This window comes from Pseudomonas sp. P5_152, from assembly GCF_033989915.1.
Taxonomy (GTDB): domain Bacteria; phylum Pseudomonadota; class Gammaproteobacteria; order Pseudomonadales; family Pseudomonadaceae; genus Aquipseudomonas.
In genome coordinates this window covers 4122880-4138194 of record NZ_JASFAH010000002.1, presented here as the reverse complement: position 1 = coordinate 4138194, position 15315 = coordinate 4122880, and the positions used below count along the sequence as shown (strand labels likewise).

At 62.2% G+C, this 15315-nt stretch carries 13 protein-coding genes; 11 read left to right on the top strand and 2 right to left on the bottom strand.

Annotated elements, in window-relative coordinates; translation table 11 throughout:
- Positions 1-20 precede the first annotated feature (20 nt).
- The 9 genes from algG to QMK50_RS18600 all read left to right on the top strand — a co-directional run bounded on the left by algG (position 21) and on the right by QMK50_RS18600 (position 10852).
- Positions 21-1601 carry a mannuronan 5-epimerase AlgG gene (gene algG / locus QMK50_RS18640; protein WP_320333698.1) on the top strand — a complete coding sequence of 527 codons (1581 nt, stop codon included), beginning with the start codon at positions 21-23 and terminating at the stop codon, positions 1599-1601.
- A gap of 11 nt (positions 1602-1612) precedes the next feature.
- Positions 1613-3061 (top strand): alginate O-acetyltransferase, encoded by a 1449-nt coding sequence (locus QMK50_RS18635; protein ID WP_095171929.1) that lies wholly within the window; start codon positions 1613-1615, stop codon positions 3059-3061.
- An 8-nt stretch (positions 3062-3069) separates the two neighbouring features.
- Positions 3070-4191: a mannuronate-specific alginate lyase gene (locus tag QMK50_RS18630; RefSeq protein WP_320333697.1), complete on the top strand. Its 1122-nt coding sequence runs from the start codon at positions 3070-3072 to the stop codon at positions 4189-4191.
- A gap of 190 nt (positions 4192-4381) precedes the next feature.
- A complete protein-coding gene (locus tag QMK50_RS18625) occupies positions 4382-5860 on the top strand; it encodes an MBOAT family O-acyltransferase (RefSeq protein WP_159993889.1) in 1479 nt (492 codons plus the stop codon).
- Between the two features lie 11 nt (positions 5861-5871).
- Positions 5872-7047, top strand: a complete 1176-nt coding sequence (locus QMK50_RS18620) for an alginate O-acetyltransferase (protein WP_159993887.1) — start codon at positions 5872-5874, stop codon at positions 7045-7047.
- A gap of 14 nt (positions 7048-7061) precedes the next feature.
- Positions 7062-7715 carry an alginate O-acetyltransferase AlgF gene (locus QMK50_RS18615; RefSeq protein ID WP_095171922.1) on the top strand — a complete coding sequence of 218 codons (654 nt, stop codon included), beginning with the start codon at positions 7062-7064 and terminating at the stop codon, positions 7713-7715.
- 209 nt (positions 7716-7924) lie between these two features.
- A complete protein-coding gene (locus QMK50_RS18610) occupies positions 7925-9376 on the top strand; it encodes a mannose-1-phosphate guanylyltransferase/mannose-6-phosphate isomerase (protein ID WP_095171920.1) in 1452 nt (483 codons plus the stop codon).
- Between the two features lie 151 nt (positions 9377-9527).
- Entirely contained in the window at positions 9528-9992 is a 465-nt protein-coding gene (locus QMK50_RS18605; protein ID WP_095171918.1) for a multidrug transporter, read from the top strand.
- A 35-nt stretch (positions 9993-10027) separates the two neighbouring features.
- The gene (locus tag QMK50_RS18600; protein WP_320333696.1) at positions 10028-10852 is read left to right on the top strand and encodes an SDR family oxidoreductase; all 825 of its coding nucleotides are present in this window, start codon (positions 10028-10030) and stop codon (positions 10850-10852) included.
- Between the two features lie 88 nt (positions 10853-10940).
- On the opposite strand, the gene QMK50_RS18595 is transcribed toward QMK50_RS18600, so the two are convergent.
- The gene (locus QMK50_RS18595) at positions 10941-11822 is read right to left on the bottom strand and encodes a LysR family transcriptional regulator (protein WP_320333695.1); all 882 of its coding nucleotides are present in this window, start codon (positions 11820-11822) and stop codon (positions 10941-10943) included.
- Between the two features lie 110 nt (positions 11823-11932).
- On the opposite strand from QMK50_RS18595, the gene QMK50_RS18590 reads away from it, so the two are divergent.
- Both QMK50_RS18590 and QMK50_RS18585 read left to right on the top strand, forming a co-directional pair.
- Entirely contained in the window at positions 11933-13168 is a 1236-nt protein-coding gene (locus QMK50_RS18590) for an MFS transporter (RefSeq protein ID WP_320333694.1), read from the top strand.
- Complete coding sequence (locus tag QMK50_RS18585) at positions 13168-13563, top strand: DUF4440 domain-containing protein (RefSeq protein ID WP_320333693.1); 396 nt, start codon at positions 13168-13170, stop codon at positions 13561-13563. The genes QMK50_RS18590 and QMK50_RS18585 overlap by 1 nt, the downstream gene beginning before the upstream one ends.
- An 888-nt stretch (positions 13564-14451) precedes the next feature.
- Here the strand turns inward: QMK50_RS18585 and QMK50_RS18580 are convergent.
- A complete protein-coding gene (locus QMK50_RS18580) occupies positions 14452-15309 on the bottom strand; it encodes an HlyD family secretion protein (protein ID WP_320333692.1) in 858 nt (285 codons plus the stop codon).
- Between the last annotated feature and the right edge of the window lie 6 nt (positions 15310-15315).

Sequence of the window (15315 nt, the reverse complement as noted above, 5' to 3'; positions counted from 1 at the left end):
CCGCCAAGGGAGTGCCCCGGATGAACAACCCTGCGATCAACCTGTTGGCCGCCGCCCTGCTGCTGGCGGGCAACGCTGCGTTCGCCAGCGTCGAGCCTGGCGCGCCGGTGGGCAAAAGCCAGCCGGTGACCGTGGCCAAGGAGCTGCAACAGGCCAAGACCTACACCGTCAGCAGTGCGCCGACGGCGCCCCTGGAACTGGCGGCACCGACGCTGCCCGACCTGTCCGGCTACACCGCGCAAGCGGTGGAAGCCAAGATCGTGCGCAGCAAGGCCGGCAAGGTCAGCGTGCGGCGGATGATGCAGGAAAACGCATTGAAGGACTTCATCGGCGGCGACAACAAGATGGCCGAATGGGTGGTGCGCCAACACGGCATCCCCCAGGCGATCTTCATTGACGACGGTTACCTCAACCTCAAGGACCTGAGTAAAAAGCTACCCAAACAGTACTTCAGCGAAACCTCGCCCGGGGTGTTCCTGGCCCGCTTGCCGATCGTGGTCGGCGCCAAGGGCATCCTCGATATCGACAAGCAGACCCAAGAGTTGCGTTTGTCCGAGGAGGCCGGTTCGTTCCTGGTCAACGACGGCCAGCTGTTTGTGCGCGACAGCAAAATCACCGGCTGGCGCGAATCAACCAACGGCCCGGCGACCTTCCGCTCGCCCAAGGAATTCCGCCCGTTCCTGCTGGCCTGGGGCGGCACCCAGACCTACATCGTCAACAGCCAGATGGCCAGCTTCGGCTACGCCAACAGCAAGTCCTACGGGGTGAGTATTTCCCAGTACACGCCGAACATGGCCAAGGTGCTCAAGCGTTCGGAACCGAGCGGCTGGATCATCGACTCCGAATTCTCGGACATGTGGTACGGCTTCTACTGCTATGAAACCCGCGACTTCGTGGTCAAGGGCAACACCTACAAAGACAACATCGTCTACGGCATCGACCCCCATGACCGCTCCCACGGGCTGATCATTGCCGACAACACCGTGCATGGCACCAAGAAGAAGCACGGCATCATCATTTCCCGGGAAGTCAACGACAGCTTCATCTTCAACAACCGCAGCTACGACAACAAACTGTCGGGGCTGGTGATCGACCGTAACAGCGTCAACAACCTGGTGGCCTACAACGAGATCTACCGCAACCACACCGACGGCATCACCCTCTACGAGAGTGGCGACAACCTGCTGTGGGGCAACAAGGTGATCAGCAACCGGCGCCACGGCATTCGCATTCGTAACAGCGTGAACATCCGCCTCTACGAAAACATCGCCATGGCCAACGGCCTGACCGGGGTCTACGGCCACATCAAGGACCTTTCCGACACCGACCGCGACATCAAGCTCGACCCGTTCGACGCCCAGGTGTCGCTGATCGTGGTCGGCGGTGAGCTGGCCGCCAACGGCAGCGGACCGCTGTCCATCGACTCGCCGCTGAGCGTCGAGCTGTACCGGGTGTCGATGCTTGCCCCGACCAAATCCAGTGGCATCAGCTTCTCGGGGATCCTCGGCGAACGCCAGGACGAAATCCTCGACCTGCTGGTGCGCCAGCAAAAAGCCGTGCTGATCGACCCCGTCGAACGCCAGACCGAAATGCGCGACTGAGGATGACATTCATGAAACCCCACTTGATCAAACTGCTCAGCCTCACCGGCCTGGCCGCCGCCCTGTTCAGCGTCAGTGACGCGGCCAGCGCCGATGCGGCCAAGGCACCGAACTTCAGTGCCGAGCCGTGCTGCAACCTGTGCCCCGAAGCCCATGACGCGAAAAACTACACCACGCGTTACCAACAGAACTTCACCACCCTGGTGCAAGCCCAGGGCGATTGGCTGTTCCGTACCCAGGAAGACCTGCGCACCGAATTCACTACCACGCCGGCAGGCTTTCGTCGCCTCAAGCAATTGCGCGAAGCCTTCAAGAGCAAGGGCATTGAACTGGTGGTGGTCTACCAGCCGACCCGTGGCCTGGTGAACCGCAACAAGCTCAACCCACAAGAGAAGGCCGCGTTCGATTACGACAAGGCGCTGAAAAACTACCAGGGCATGCTCGCGCGTTTTGCCGAGATGGGCTACGTGGTGCCGGACCTTTCGCCGCTGACCAACGAAGCGCTGCCCGAGACCCTGCCCGCGCATGATTTCTACTTCCGCGGTGACCAGCACTGGACCCCTTATGGCGCCCAGCGCACGGCGAAAATCGTCGCCGAGAAGGTCAAGCACCTGCCCGAGTTCGCCGATATTCCCAAGCGTGAATTCGAGACCAAAAAGTCTGGGCGCATGGGCAAGACCGGCACCCTGCACAACATGGCCGGGCAACTGTGCGGCACCAGCTACGCCATCCAGTACATGGACCAGTTCACCACCGAGCCCAAGGGCGAGGCGGCGGACGGTGACCTGTTCAGCGATGCCGGCAACCCACAGATCACCCTGGTCGGCACCAGCCACAGCGGCAAGAACTACAACTTCGCCGGTTTCCTGGAAGAGGCCATCGGCGCCGACATCCTCAACGTTGCCTTCCCCGGCGGTGGCCTGGAAGGTTCGATGCTGCAGTACCTGGGCAGCGAGGAGTTCCAGAAAACCCCGCCGAAGATCCTCATCTGGGAGTTCTCGCCGCTGTATCGCCTGGACCAGGAAACCATCTACCGCCAGATGATGGCCCTGCTCGATAACGGCTGCGAAGGCAAGGACGCGCTCCTGAGCAGCAACTCGACCCTCAAGCCGGGCAAGAACGAGTTGATGGTCAACAGCAAGAACATGGACCTGCGCAACAGCAGCCATCAGATCGATATCCGCTTCGCCGACCCTTCGGTGAAAACCCTGCAAGCCACCCTCTGGTACATGAACGGTCGCCACGAGGACATCAAGATCGACAAACCGGAAACCTCCGACACCGACGGTCGTTTCGCCTTTGAACTGCGCACCGACGAAGACTGGGCCACGCAGAACCTGCTGGCCGTTGAAGTCCAGGGCCCGCAAGCGGGTGCTGCGCCACAGAAAGTCGAAGCGAAAATCTGCAAACGCAACGTATTCCCGAGCGCTGGGCAACGTACCGCCCAGGTCGGGCAATGAGGTCTGCCATGCACAACCGAAAACTGCACAGCCGTTTGGCGCCCGCCCTGCTCAGCCTGGCGCTGTTCGCCGGCGTCACGCAGGCCGCCGCGCCGCTGCGTCCGCCCCAGGGCTATCTGGCCCCGGTGGAGAAATTCAAGACTGGCGACAGCAAGAGCAATTGCGACGCCACGCCAACGCCCTACACCGGCGCGCTGCAATTTCGCAGCAAATACGAAGGCTCCGACAAGGCTCGCTCGACCCTCAACGTGCAATCGGAAAAAGCCTTTCGCGACGCCACCGCCGACATCACTCGCATCGAACGGGGCACCAGCAAACAGGTGATGCAGTTCATGCGCGACGGTCGTGCGCAACAGCTCGAATGCACGCTCAACCAGTTGAGCGCCTGGGCCAGCGCCGATGCCTTGATGTCCAAGGACTTCAACCATACCGGCAAGTCGATGCGCAAATGGGCGCTGGGCAGCATGGCCTCGGCCTACATCCGCCTGAAGTTCTCCAGCTCCCAGCCGCTGGCGACTCACCAACAGCAAGCGCAACAGATCGAGGCCTGGTTCAGCCGAATGGCCGACCAGGTCGTCAGCGACTGGGACAACCTGCCGCTGGAAAAAACCAACAACCACTCGTACTGGGCCGCCTGGTCGGTGATGGCCACTGCCGTCGCGACCAACCGCCGCGATCTGTTCGACTGGTCCGTCAAGGAATTCAAGGTCGCTGCCAACCAGGTCGACGCCGAAGGTTTCCTGCCCAACGAACTCAAGCGCCAACAGCGGGCACTGGCCTACCACAACTACGCCTTGCCGCCGCTGGCGATGATCGCCAGCTTCGCCCAGGTCAACGGTGTCGACCTGCGCCAGGAAAACCAGGGCGCGCTCAAGCGCCTGGGCGACCGGGTACTCGCCGGGGTCAAGGACCCGGACGAGTTCGAGGACAAGAACGGCCAGGAGCAGGACATGACCGACCTTAAAGTCGACTCGAAATTCGCCTGGCTCGAACCCTACTGCTCGCTCTACACCTGCACGCCGGATGTGCTGGAGAAGAAGCGCGAGATGCAACCGTTCAAGACCTTCCGCCTGGGGGGTGACCTGACCAGGGTCTACGACCCGAGCCATGAGAAGGGCAAAGGCTCTTAAGACCAACACGAAACCTTGTGGGAGCGGGCTTGCCCGCGATAGCGGTGTATCAGTCGACATCTTTGGTGAATGTCAGACCGAATCGCGGGCAAGCCCGCTCCCACAGTGAAGGTGTCGCCCTCCAGATTCTCATGGGGGGTTTGGGGGGGCCGTTGGCCCTTGAATGTGAGTTCAACTAGGAGAGATCGGGATGGTATTTTCATCCAACGTGTTCCTGTTTTTGTTCTTGCCGATCTTCCTCGGCTTGTACTACCTGAGCGGGCAACGCTATCGCAACCTGCTGCTGTTGATCGCCAGCTACGTGTTCTATGCCTGGTGGCGGGTGGACTTCCTCGCGCTGTTCGCCGCCGTCACGCTGTGGAACTACTGGATCGGCCTCAAGGTCGGTGCCGCCGGCGTGCGCACCAAGCCGGCCCAACGCTGGCTGCTGCTGGGCGTGGGCGTGGACCTGTGCATCCTCGGCTACTTCAAGTACGCCAACTTCGGCGTCGACAGCATCAACGCCATGATGACCTCGGTAGGGCTTGAGCCATTCATCCTGACCCACGTGCTGTTGCCGATCGGGATCTCGTTCTACATCTTCGAGTCCATCAGCTACATCATCGACGTCTACCGTGGCGACACTCCGGCGACCCGCAACCTGATCGACTTCGCCGCGTTCGTGGCGATCTTCCCGCACCTGATCGCCGGTCCCGTGCTGCGTTTTCGCGACCTCGCCGACCAGTTCAACCACCGCACCCACACCCTCGATAAGTTCTCCGAGGGCTGCACGCGGTTCATGCAGGGTTTCATCAAGAAAGTGTTCATCGCCGACACCCTGGCGGTGGTCGCCGACCATTGTTTCGCCCTGCAGAACCCAACCACCGGCGACGCCTGGCTCGGGGCCCTGGCGTACACCGCGCAGCTGTACTTCGACTTCTCCGGCTACAGCGACATGGCCATCGGCCTGGGCTTGATGATGGGTTTCCGCTTCATGGAAAACTTCAAGCAGCCGTACATCAGCCAGTCGATCACCGAGTTCTGGCGGCGCTGGCACATCAGCCTGTCGACCTGGCTGCGCGACTACCTGTACATCACCCTGGGCGGCAATCGCAAAGGCACCCTGACCACCTACCGCAACCTGTTCCTGACCATGTTGCTCGGTGGCCTGTGGCATGGCGCCAACATCACCTACATCGTCTGGGGGGCCTGGCACGGCATGTGGCTGGCGATCGAGAAAGCCATCGGTCTCAACACCTCGCCGCACAGCTTCAACCCGATCCGCTGGGCCCTGACTTTCCTGCTGGTGGTGATGGGCTGGGTGATCTTCCGCGCAGAAAACCTGCATGTCGCCGGGCGGATGTACGGCGCCATGTTCAGCTTCAGCGACTGGTCGCTGTCGGAGCTCAACCGCGCCAGCCTCACCGGCCTGCAAGTGGCAACCCTGGTGGTGGCCTACGCGACCCTGGCGTTCTTTGGCCTGCGGGATTTCTACCGCAACCGCCCGGCAGCCCCTCACGGCACAACGGCCAACATGGCACCCGGCGCCGATGCCCTGGTGCTGGCAGGTGGCACGGTGGCGGTATGGCCACGCTACGCCATGCGCGCCCTGGTGCTGCTGCTGTTCCTCGCCTCCATCCTGAAACTCTCGGCGCAAAGCTTTTCGCCGTTCCTTTACTTCCAGTTCTGAGGGATCTGACCATGACCCGCTCATTACGCGTGTTCTACATCGCCCTGTTCCTGGTGACCTTGATGGTCCTGGGCCTGTGGTCGGTACGCAGCTTCTTCGGCTTCAGCACCAACGCCGAGGCGACCGTGCTCAACGGTCGCTGGAGCAAGGCCGTGGAAACCCACTACGACGAGCAGTTCCCGATCAAGCGCCTGGGCACCAACCTGTGGGCCGCGCTGGACTTCAAGCTGTTCAACGAAGGCCGTCCGGGCGTGGTGCTCGGCCGCGATCAGTGGCTGTACAGCGATGAAGAGTTCAACCCGATCGTCAACGAAGAGCTGAACCTGCAAGGTAACTACGCGCTGGTCGAAGGCGTGCGCCAGACCCTCAAGGCGCGCGGCGTGCAACTGGTGATGGCGGTGGTGCCAGCCAAGGTGCGGCTGTACCCGGAACACCTGGGCGAGGTCAAGCCGGCGAGCATCCACGCCAACCTCTACCAGGACTTCCACCAGCGCCTGGCCGCCGACCGAATCCCGGCCCCGGACCTGCTCGGCCCGCTGCAAGCGGCCAAGCAGAAGGGCCAGCAAGTGTTCCTGCGCACCGACACCCACTGGACCCCGGAAGGCGCCGAGATCGCCGCCAACCGTCTGGCTAACACCATTGCCGACAAGTACCCGTTGAGTGGCGAGCCACAGCGCTTCGTCACTGAACCTGCGGAGAAAATCTCCCACAAGGGCGACCTGCGCCTGTTCCTGCCGCTGGACCCGCTGTTCGAAAACCTGATGCCGGCGCAAGAGTCGCTGCAAAAGCGCAACACCGTGGCAGCTGTCGACCAGCCTGCCGGTGACGACGCGCTGTTCGCCAACAACGAAGTGCCGGTGGCCCTGATCGGCACCAGCTACAGCGCCAACCCCAGCTGGAATTTTGTCGGTGCGCTCAAGCAAGCGCTGAACAGCGACGTGGTGAGTTACGCCGAGGACGGCCACGGGCCGATCCTGCCGATGCTCAGCTACCTGAAAAGTGACGACTTCAAGAACAGCCCGCCCCAGGTGCTGATCTGGGAGTTTCCTGAACGTTATCTGCCCGTGAATAACGAAATCGGCGACGCCGACCCGCAGTGGGTCGCAGAACTCAAACAAGCCGGTGCGCGCCAACAGAACGTAGCCGCAAACACTCAATCCGAGACGCCCGACCGGGCGCAAAACTGAAAGAGGTAACTCCCATGACTTGCACTTCCAATCCTCGTCGTCTCGCCAAGACCTTCGCCCTCGTTGCCGGCATGAGCATGCTGTCGATGTCGGCGTTCGCCGGCGATGCCGCCCTCTACGGTCCCGTCGCACCAAAGGGCTCGAGCTTCGTGCGCATCTACAACGCCAGCAACGCCGAAGTCAGCGCGACGGTCGGCAGCACCAACCTGAGCGAAGTCGCGCCGTTGGCCAGCAGTGACTTCAGCTTCATGCCCGGCGGCGACTACAGCGCCAAGGTCGGCAGCCAGACCCTGCCGGTGAAGCTGGCCGCCGATCACTATTACACCCTGGTCAACAACGCCAGTGGCCAGCCGCAACTGATCGAAGAACCGCCGTTCAAGAACAAGCAGAAGTCCCTGGTGCGGGTGCAGAACCTCACCGACAAGCCCCTGACCCTGAAGACTGCCGATGGCAAGACCGAAGTGGTCAAGACCGTCGCCGCCAAGGGTCGTGGCGAGCGCGAGATCAATCCGGTGAAAGTCAGCCTGGCGCTGTACGACGGCGAGAAAAAAGTCGGCGACCTCAAGCCCGTCGCCCTGGAACGCGGTGAAGCCGCGGTGCTGTACGTCACTGGCAACGGCAGCAGCCTGTCGCCCGTCTGGGTGAAACGCCCGGTGTCGACGCGCTGATGAATTCGTCCGATTGACCCATTTCCCTGTGGGAGCGGGCTTGCCCGCGATGCAGGCGACTCGGTGAAGCAGATGCACCGGGTTGATGCCATCGCTGGCAAGCCAGCTCCCACAGGGACCGAGGTGTCAGTTGGGACACGGAACAAGAACAAGAGTGAAACGACACAGCGTTCGTAGCTCTATCCAAACGATTTTCGAGGAGTAACACCATGATTCCAGTGATCTTGTCAGGTGGTAGCGGTTCACGTCTCTGGCCGCTTTCGCGTAAACAGTTCCCCAAGCAGTTCCTCGCCCTGACCGGTGAACACACGCTGTTCCAGCAGACCCTCGAGCGCCTGGTGTTCGATGGCATGGACACACCGATCGTGGTCTGCAACAAGGACCACCGTTTCATCGTCAACGAGCAACTGAGCAACCGCAAGCTGGAGGCCCAGCGCATCCTCATGGAGCCCTTCGGGCGCAACACCGCACCGGCCGTGGCGCTGACCGCGATGATGCTGCTCAACGAAGGTCGCGACGAGTTGATGCTGGTGCTGCCGGCCGACCACGTGCTCGAAGACCAGAAAGCCCTGCAACGCGCCCTGGCCCTGGCCACCGTGGCCGCCGAGCGCGGTGAGATGGTGCTGTTCGGCGTGCCGGCCACTAAACCTGAAACCGGCTATGGCTACATCAAGTCCTGCAACGATGCGCTGCTGCCTGAAGGCGTCAGCCGGGTTTCGCACTTCGTCGAAAAACCCGACGTCAAGCGCGCCACCGAGTTCGTCCAGGCCGGGGGCTACTTCTGGAACAGCGGCATGTTCCTGTTCCGCGCCAGTCGTTTCCTCGAAGAGCTGAAAAAGCACGACCCGGACATCTACGACACCTGCCTGCTGACCCTTGAACGCAGTGAGCAGGATGCCGACACCCTGACCCTCGACGAAGCCACCTTCGCCTGCTGCCCGGACAACTCCATCGACTACGCGGTGATGGAAAAAACCCAGCGCGCCTGCGTGGTGCCGCTGACCGCCGGCTGGAGCGATGTCGGGTGCTGGTCGTCGTTGTGGGACGTGCACGAGAAAGACAGCAACGGCAACGTCAGCAAGGGCGACGTGGTGATCCAGGACAGCCGCAACTGCATGATCCACGGCAACGGCAAACTGGTGTCGGTGATCGGCCTGGACAACATCGTCGTGGTCGAGACCAAGGACGCCATGATGATCGCCCACAAGGACAAGGTCCAAGGCGTCAAGCAGATGGTCAACACCCTCAACGAACAGGGCCGCAGCGAAACCCAGAACCACTGCGAGGTCTACCGCCCATGGGGTTCCTACGACTCGGTGGACATGGGCGGGCGCTTCCAGGTCAAGCACATCTCGGTCAAGCCGGGCGCCTGCCTGTCGCTGCAAATGCACCATCACCGCGCCGAACACTGGATCGTGGTCAGCGGCACCGCCGAGGTGACCTGTGATGAAAACGTGTTCCTGCTGACCGAGAACCAGTCGACCTACATTCCGATCGCCTCGGTGCATCGCCTGCGCAACCCGGGCAAGATCGCGCTGGAGATCATCGAGGTGCAATCGGGCAGCTACCTGGGCGAGGACGATATCGAGCGGTTCGAGGATATCTACGGACGCTCCACCCCGCTTGAGCGTGGGGTGTCGGTGAAAACTATCGCGCAGTAATCACGGGCAACAAACCAGCCTCCGTCCAGCCGACTGCGTCCCCTATCCGCAGTGGGTTGGGCGGGGGCTTTTTTGCATCCCCAGCCAGCCTGGTCGCCAACCTCCCCTACGCTTAGGTAGGATGCTGTTTCCCGCTTGCGAGGTTTGCTCCATGTTCATCGGCGTTTTGTTGGTCATAACCTGGTTGATTCTGTTGTTGCGTTATCCGGCCAAGGCCTTGCCGGTGTCATTGGCGGCGGCGCTTGGATTGGGCTTGGTGGCTATCTGGGTGGTATGGCTGGACAACCGCGAGGTCAAGCAACTGGCACGCCTGGAGTTGCGCATCAGCTACGCCCCCGAGCAGTGCCCGGCGGACCGGCCGTTGCTGCTGAAAATGAACAACGGCAACAACGTGCCGCTGACCGAATTGCGGTGGCGGATCGGCGCCTATGCACCGGGCGATACGGTCAACCTGGCGGACAATCAATACGCCGCACCGCGCTACCGTGGCCCAGGTGAATTGCAGGCCGGGGCCAACTGGCAAGACTGCCTGCCGATGCCGCCGCTGCGCCCTGGCTATCGTCCACAAACGCTGGAGTTTCGTGCCGAGCGTTTACAAGGTAGCTTCTCCGACTGAATCCCCTTCTCTGCTGATTGCACAAGGATCGCGCCATGCCCATCGCGTTAATCACCGGTTGTTCCAGTGGCATCGGCCGCGCCCTGGCCGATGTGTTCAAACAGGCCGGTTACCAAGTCTGGGCCACTGCGCGCAAGGCTGAGGATGTGACGGCACTGACCGCCGCCGGTTTCACCGCCGTGCAGTTGGACGTCAACGATGGCCCGGCACTCGAGCAACTGAGCGAACAGATCAACCAGCAGCATGGCGGCCTGGATGTATTGATCAACAATGCCGGCTATGGCGCCATGGGGCCGTTGCTCGATGGCGGGGTGCCGGCCATGCAGCGCCAGTTCGAAACCAACGTGTTCGCCCTGGTCGGCGTCACCCGTGCGCTGTTCCCGCTGTTGCGCCACAACAAGGGCCTGGTGGTGAATATCGGCAGCGTGTCCGGGGTGCTGGTCACCCCGTTTGCCGGCGCCTACTGCGCCTCCAAGGCCGCGGTACATGCCTTGAGCGACGCGCTGCGCATGGAGCTGGCACCGTTCGGCATTCGGGTGCTGGAAGTGCAGCCGGGGGCGATTGCTTCCAGCTTTGCGAAAAATGCCGGGGCTGAGGCCGAGCAGTTGCTCAACCAACAGTCACCTTGGTGGCCGCTGCGCGAAGGTATTCGGGCGCGGGCCAAGGCGTCCCAGGACAAGCCGACCGCCGCCAGCGAGTTCGCCGCCGACCTGCTCAAGGCCGTGCAGCAAGACCGACCACCGCGCCTGCTGCGCCTGGGCAACGGCAGCCGCGCCCTGCCACTGCTGGCGGGGTTGCTGCCCAAGGGCTTGCTGGAGTCGGTGTTGATGAAGCGGTTTGGCTTGCGCGGGCAGCTCTGAAGCTCGAAAAGCATCGCGGGCAAGCCCGCTCCCACAGGAGAGGTTTAGGGCTTGCCCGCGATGGCGTCCGAACAGGCCCCCGCCAACCTCAGCTCCAATCCTTCATGAAATCAATAAACGCCCGCACTTTCAGCGGCAGGTGCCGGGTGTCCGGGTACAAGGCATACACCCCCTGCAGGGCAAACCGGTGATCGGGCAACAAGCGTTGCAATCGACCCTGCTGCAGATCCTCGGCAACCAGCCATTCAGGCAAAATCGCCACCCCCTGCCCGGTCAGGGCAAATGCCCGCAGGGTGGCCGAGTTGTCGGCGATGATCGCGGTTTTCCCTGGCAGCGGTTGATAGACATGCTCAGTGCCCGCAGGGTCGGTGACCGTCAACTCGGGCACCCGGCCGTGCCCCAGGGTCGGCAGTGCCTCCAGCTCGGCCAGGCGGGTCACTGGCCCGTGGCGTTCGAGCAGCGTGCGCGTCGCCACCGGGTAAATCTCGAAGGTCGACAACTGCACGGCGCGCAGGTTGGAGTCGTGCATACGTCCCAGACGAATCGCCACGTCAAACCGTTCGGAAATCAGGTCGGCATGGGTCGAGGACGTCGACAAGTGAATGTTCAACTGTGGATGCTCCTGGCGAAACACCTCCAGCGCGCCCACCACCTGGGCCAGGGCAAATTCCAGGGTGGTGGTGATTCGCAGCGTGCCCTTGAGCTGGGTGTGCTCGGAGCGCGCCTCCTCGATCGCCAGGCGCGCTTCATCCAGGGTGCGCAGGCAGCGCAGATAAAAACGCTCACCGGCATCGGTCAGCGCCAGTTGCCGGGTGCTGCGGGTCAGTAGAGTTACCCCCAACTTGGCTTCCAGACGCTTGAGATTGAAGCTGACCACCGCCCGGGTCTGCCCCAGCAGATCGGCCGCTGCGGTCAATGAGCCGGCCTCGACGACGGCCTTGAAGGTATCAAAACGGTCCAGGCTGACCATAGTGAGGGCATTCCTTGTCAAAATAATTTTGACAAACTAGCAGGCAAACCAGTGTTTCTCTAGCACTTGCAGCGCACTACCCTGCCCGTCTCTTTGACCGGGAAGTCGTCATGGCCTATCGCTGGAAAGTCGCATTGGTGTATCTGCTGGGGTTTGCCCTCGACCTGATGAACATGTTCGTCGCCAGCATTGCCTACCCCGACATCGCGCAGCAATTGCACGCCTCGGTGACCCAACTGGCGTGGATCAGCAACGCCTACATGCTCGGCCTGACCTTGATCATTCCATTGAGTGTGTGGCTGGCGGCGCGGTTCGGCGAGCGGCGGTTGATCCTCGCTTCACTGCTGCTGTTCGGCGGCGCCTCACTGCTGGTGGCCGGTGCCGACTCGATTGAAGCGCTGATCGGCTGGCGACTGCTGCAAGGGCTCAGCGGAGGCCTGTTGATCCCCCTCGGCCAGGCCTTGGCGTTTCGCCAATTCCCGGCGCAACAACGGGCCCAACTGACCACCTGGGTAATGTCGGTCGCGTTGCTGGTCCCCGCGTTGTCGCCGGCCGCGGGTGGGCTGATCGTGCAAGCGCTGTCGTGGCGCTGGGTGTTCTACCTCAATCTGCCACTGACCCTGCTGGCCCTGGTACTCGCGACTTGCTGGTTGCAGGCCGATCCGCCGCGGGTCGTGCAGCGCGTCCAGGATGGCGCGGGCACACTCTCGGCCTTGCTTGACCTGCAGTTGTTGCACAGCCCGTCCTTGCGGCTGGCCATGTGGGTCTACCTGTTGATCCCCGGCGTGTTCATCGGCACCAGCCTGATTGCCGTGTTGTACCTGCACCAACAGGGTTGGGGTAACGCGCAGATCGGCGCCCTGATGCTGCCTTGGGCGCTGGGCTCGGCACTGGCGATTGCCGTCGGCAAACGGGGTTTCAACCGCTGGGGCCCCAAGCCGTTGCTGGTGGTCGGCGCCCTCCTGCAAAGCCTGGGCATTGGCCTGCTGGTGCTGATCGAGCAACCGCAAGGCTGGCTGCCGGTGCTGGCTTATGCCTTGATGGGCCTGGGTGGCAGCCTGTGCAGCAGTTGCGCGCAGACCCTGGCCTTTATCGACATTCTTCCTGCGCGCATGAACCACGCCAGCGCCCTGTGGAACATCAATCGGCAGCTGAGTTTCTGCCTCGGCGGCGCCGTGCTGAGTGGCTTGCTCAGCGTCCTCGGCCCGCACTCGGCGCATGCCTTCGAACGCTGTTTCCTGGCTGCCGCACTGCTCTCGCTGGTACCGCTGTGGGCCGTATTGCGCTTTGATTCATCGGGCGTGAAAGCGCTCGTCACCGCCCACCCACTCCTGGAAAAAACCTGATGAACGACTATCGCGATTATTTTACTGAAGTCACCCAGACCCTCGCCGACATTGAACAATGGTTCGCCGGCACGCCCGACCGGGGGGTACTGGAGCGCTTGCTGGCGCGCTTCTCCCCGCAGTTCTCGATGATTGCCCCCAATGGCAACAGCCTGGACATTGGCGCCTTGCAGCAACTGTTCGAAACCCTGGGCGGTGCGCGTCCGGGGCTGCGCATCGACTTGAGCGACATGCACGGGCTCGACCAGCATGCCCAAGGCGCGACCCTCAGCTACCGCGAGTTGCAGTCGGATGCCAGCGGCGTCCTCAACGATCGCCGGGCCACGGTGGTGATCGAGAAACTGCCGTCAGGCAAATTGCTGTGGCGGCATTTGCACGAAACCTTCTGCCAATGACGAGGTGCCTGTAGCAGCTGTCGAGCCTGCGATATCCATAGGTATCTACCCAGCTTTGTAGCGGCCTGTGGCGAGGGAGGAGCTTGCTACCGTGGCGGCCTCTGGGCTTCTGGCGTGTTGGATTAGGCGGGGTACATATCCATTTCTGCGGTAACGGCCACCTATGGTTCCGCTCTGACAGCGGCTCACTTTTTGAACAGCCCAAAAGTAAGCAAAAGGCTCTTGCCCCACCACTTGGCACCTCGCTTGGGCTCGGTGTGCCCTCACTCCGGCTTGAATCCGTGGGCCGCCGCCACGCGCCATCCATGGCGCGGGGCGGCTAACCCGGCGTCCTGCCGGGTTACCCACGGCTTCAAGCCTGCGTTCGGCCAGCGTGGTTAACGGGGCGCCCAGGATCAAAAGCCAAGCAGCCAAGCCAGAGCCAGAGCCAGATCAAAAGATTGCTGACTTCGTCAGCGTCTTAGGAAGTAGAAGCTACACCGCGCATGCCCTAGCGATCAGGTCGGCTTTAAGGCCGCCTCGCTTTGTTTTTGATCCTGGGCGCCCGTTAACCACGCTGGCCGGAGTCCGATATTGATTTGGGGGGTAAACCGGCAGGACGCCGGTTTAGCCGCACTGGGCCAGGGAGGGCCCATTGCGGCGGCCCCCAAATCAATGTCGGAGTACGGGCATGCCGAGCCTAAGCGAGGCACCGAGTGGTGGGGCAAGAGCGTTTTGCTTACTTTTGCGCTCTCAAAAGTGAGCCGCTGTCAGAGCGGAACCATAAGTGGCCGTTACCGAAGAAATGGATATGTACTCCGCCTAATCCAACACCCCAGAGGCCCACAGGTGCAACGTCGCACCACAGTTGTGTAGATACCTACGCCGCGATATCGCAAGCCAGCAACCTCACGGCGTCTGCTTGACCACCACGGTGCAGGTAATTCCCGCTGCCAGCAGCACCCCCTCCGGGACCTCGTCGATGTGGATCCGTACCGGCACCCGTTGCGCCAGGCGCACCCAGTTGAAGGTCGGGTTGACGTCGGCGATCAGTTCACGGCTCTCGGGGTTGTCGCGGTCGTAGATGCCGCGGGAAATGCTTTCCACATGGCCCTTGAGGACTTCTCCGCTCATCAACTGCATGTCGGCCTGATCGCCGACGCGCACCCGGGGCAGTTTGGTTTCTTCGAAGAAGCCGTAGACCCAGAACGAGTTCATGTCGACCACCGCCATTTTCGGCTCGCCGATGCGCGCGTAGTCGCCGCGATGTACGTTGAGGTTGGTGACATAGCCGTCCACCGCAGCCAGCACCTTGGTGCGCTTGAGGTTCAGTTGCGCTGCTTCCAGCTGCGCCTGGGCGTGCTGGTAGTCCGCCAGCGCCGAGTCGGCGATGTTGCTGGCGTCGTCACGGTTCTCGCGCGAGATCACCAGGTTGTCGAGGTCGGCGCGCCGGTGGGCGTTGACCTTGCGCATCTCCCAGGTGGCCTTGCGCGAGGCCACCAGCGACTGCGCCTGCTTGACCGCAATCAGGTAGTGCTCGGGGTCGATCTGCATCAGCAGGTCGCCGCGTTTCACCAATTGGTTATCACGCACCGGTACGTCCACCACTTCACCGCTGACGTCGGCGGCGACGTTGATGATGTCGGCACGTACCCGGCCATCGCGGGTCCAGGGGGTGTTCATGTAATGCACCCAGAGGGTCCGGCCGATCCACATCGCAAGGGCCAGCACCAACAGGGTAGCGAGCAGGCTGAAAAGCTTTTTCATCGAAGC

Excerpts from the sequence above, each read along its gene's own strand:
- QMK50_RS18630 (WP_320333697.1), top strand. The coding sequence starts at position 3,070 with ATGCACAACCGAAAACTGCACAGCCGTTTGGCGCCCGCCCTGCTCAGC.
- QMK50_RS18580 (WP_320333692.1), bottom strand. The coding sequence starts at position 15,309 with ATGAAAAAGCTTTTCAGCCTGCTCGCTACCCTGTTGGTGCTGGCCCTT.
- QMK50_RS18585 (WP_320333693.1), top strand. The coding sequence starts at position 13,168 with ATGAACGACTATCGCGATTATTTTACTGAAGTCACCCAGACCCTCGCC.
- QMK50_RS18595 (WP_320333695.1), bottom strand. The coding sequence starts at position 11,822 with ATGGTCAGCCTGGACCGTTTTGATACCTTCAAGGCCGTCGTCGAGGCC.
- QMK50_RS18635 (WP_095171929.1), top strand. The coding sequence starts at position 1,613 with ATGAAACCCCACTTGATCAAACTGCTCAGCCTCACCGGCCTGGCCGCC.
- QMK50_RS18625 (WP_159993889.1), top strand. The coding sequence starts at position 4,382 with ATGGTATTTTCATCCAACGTGTTCCTGTTTTTGTTCTTGCCGATCTTC.
- QMK50_RS18605 (WP_095171918.1), top strand. The coding sequence starts at position 9,528 with ATGTTCATCGGCGTTTTGTTGGTCATAACCTGGTTGATTCTGTTGTTG.
- QMK50_RS18610 (WP_095171920.1), top strand. The coding sequence starts at position 7,925 with ATGATTCCAGTGATCTTGTCAGGTGGTAGCGGTTCACGTCTCTGGCCG.
- algG (WP_320333698.1), top strand. The coding sequence starts at position 21 with ATGAACAACCCTGCGATCAACCTGTTGGCCGCCGCCCTGCTGCTGGCG.
- QMK50_RS18615 (WP_095171922.1), top strand. The coding sequence starts at position 7,062 with ATGACTTGCACTTCCAATCCTCGTCGTCTCGCCAAGACCTTCGCCCTC.
- QMK50_RS18600 (WP_320333696.1), top strand. The coding sequence starts at position 10,028 with ATGCCCATCGCGTTAATCACCGGTTGTTCCAGTGGCATCGGCCGCGCC.
- QMK50_RS18590 (WP_320333694.1), top strand. The coding sequence starts at position 11,933 with ATGGCCTATCGCTGGAAAGTCGCATTGGTGTATCTGCTGGGGTTTGCC.
- QMK50_RS18620 (WP_159993887.1), top strand. The coding sequence starts at position 5,872 with ATGACCCGCTCATTACGCGTGTTCTACATCGCCCTGTTCCTGGTGACC.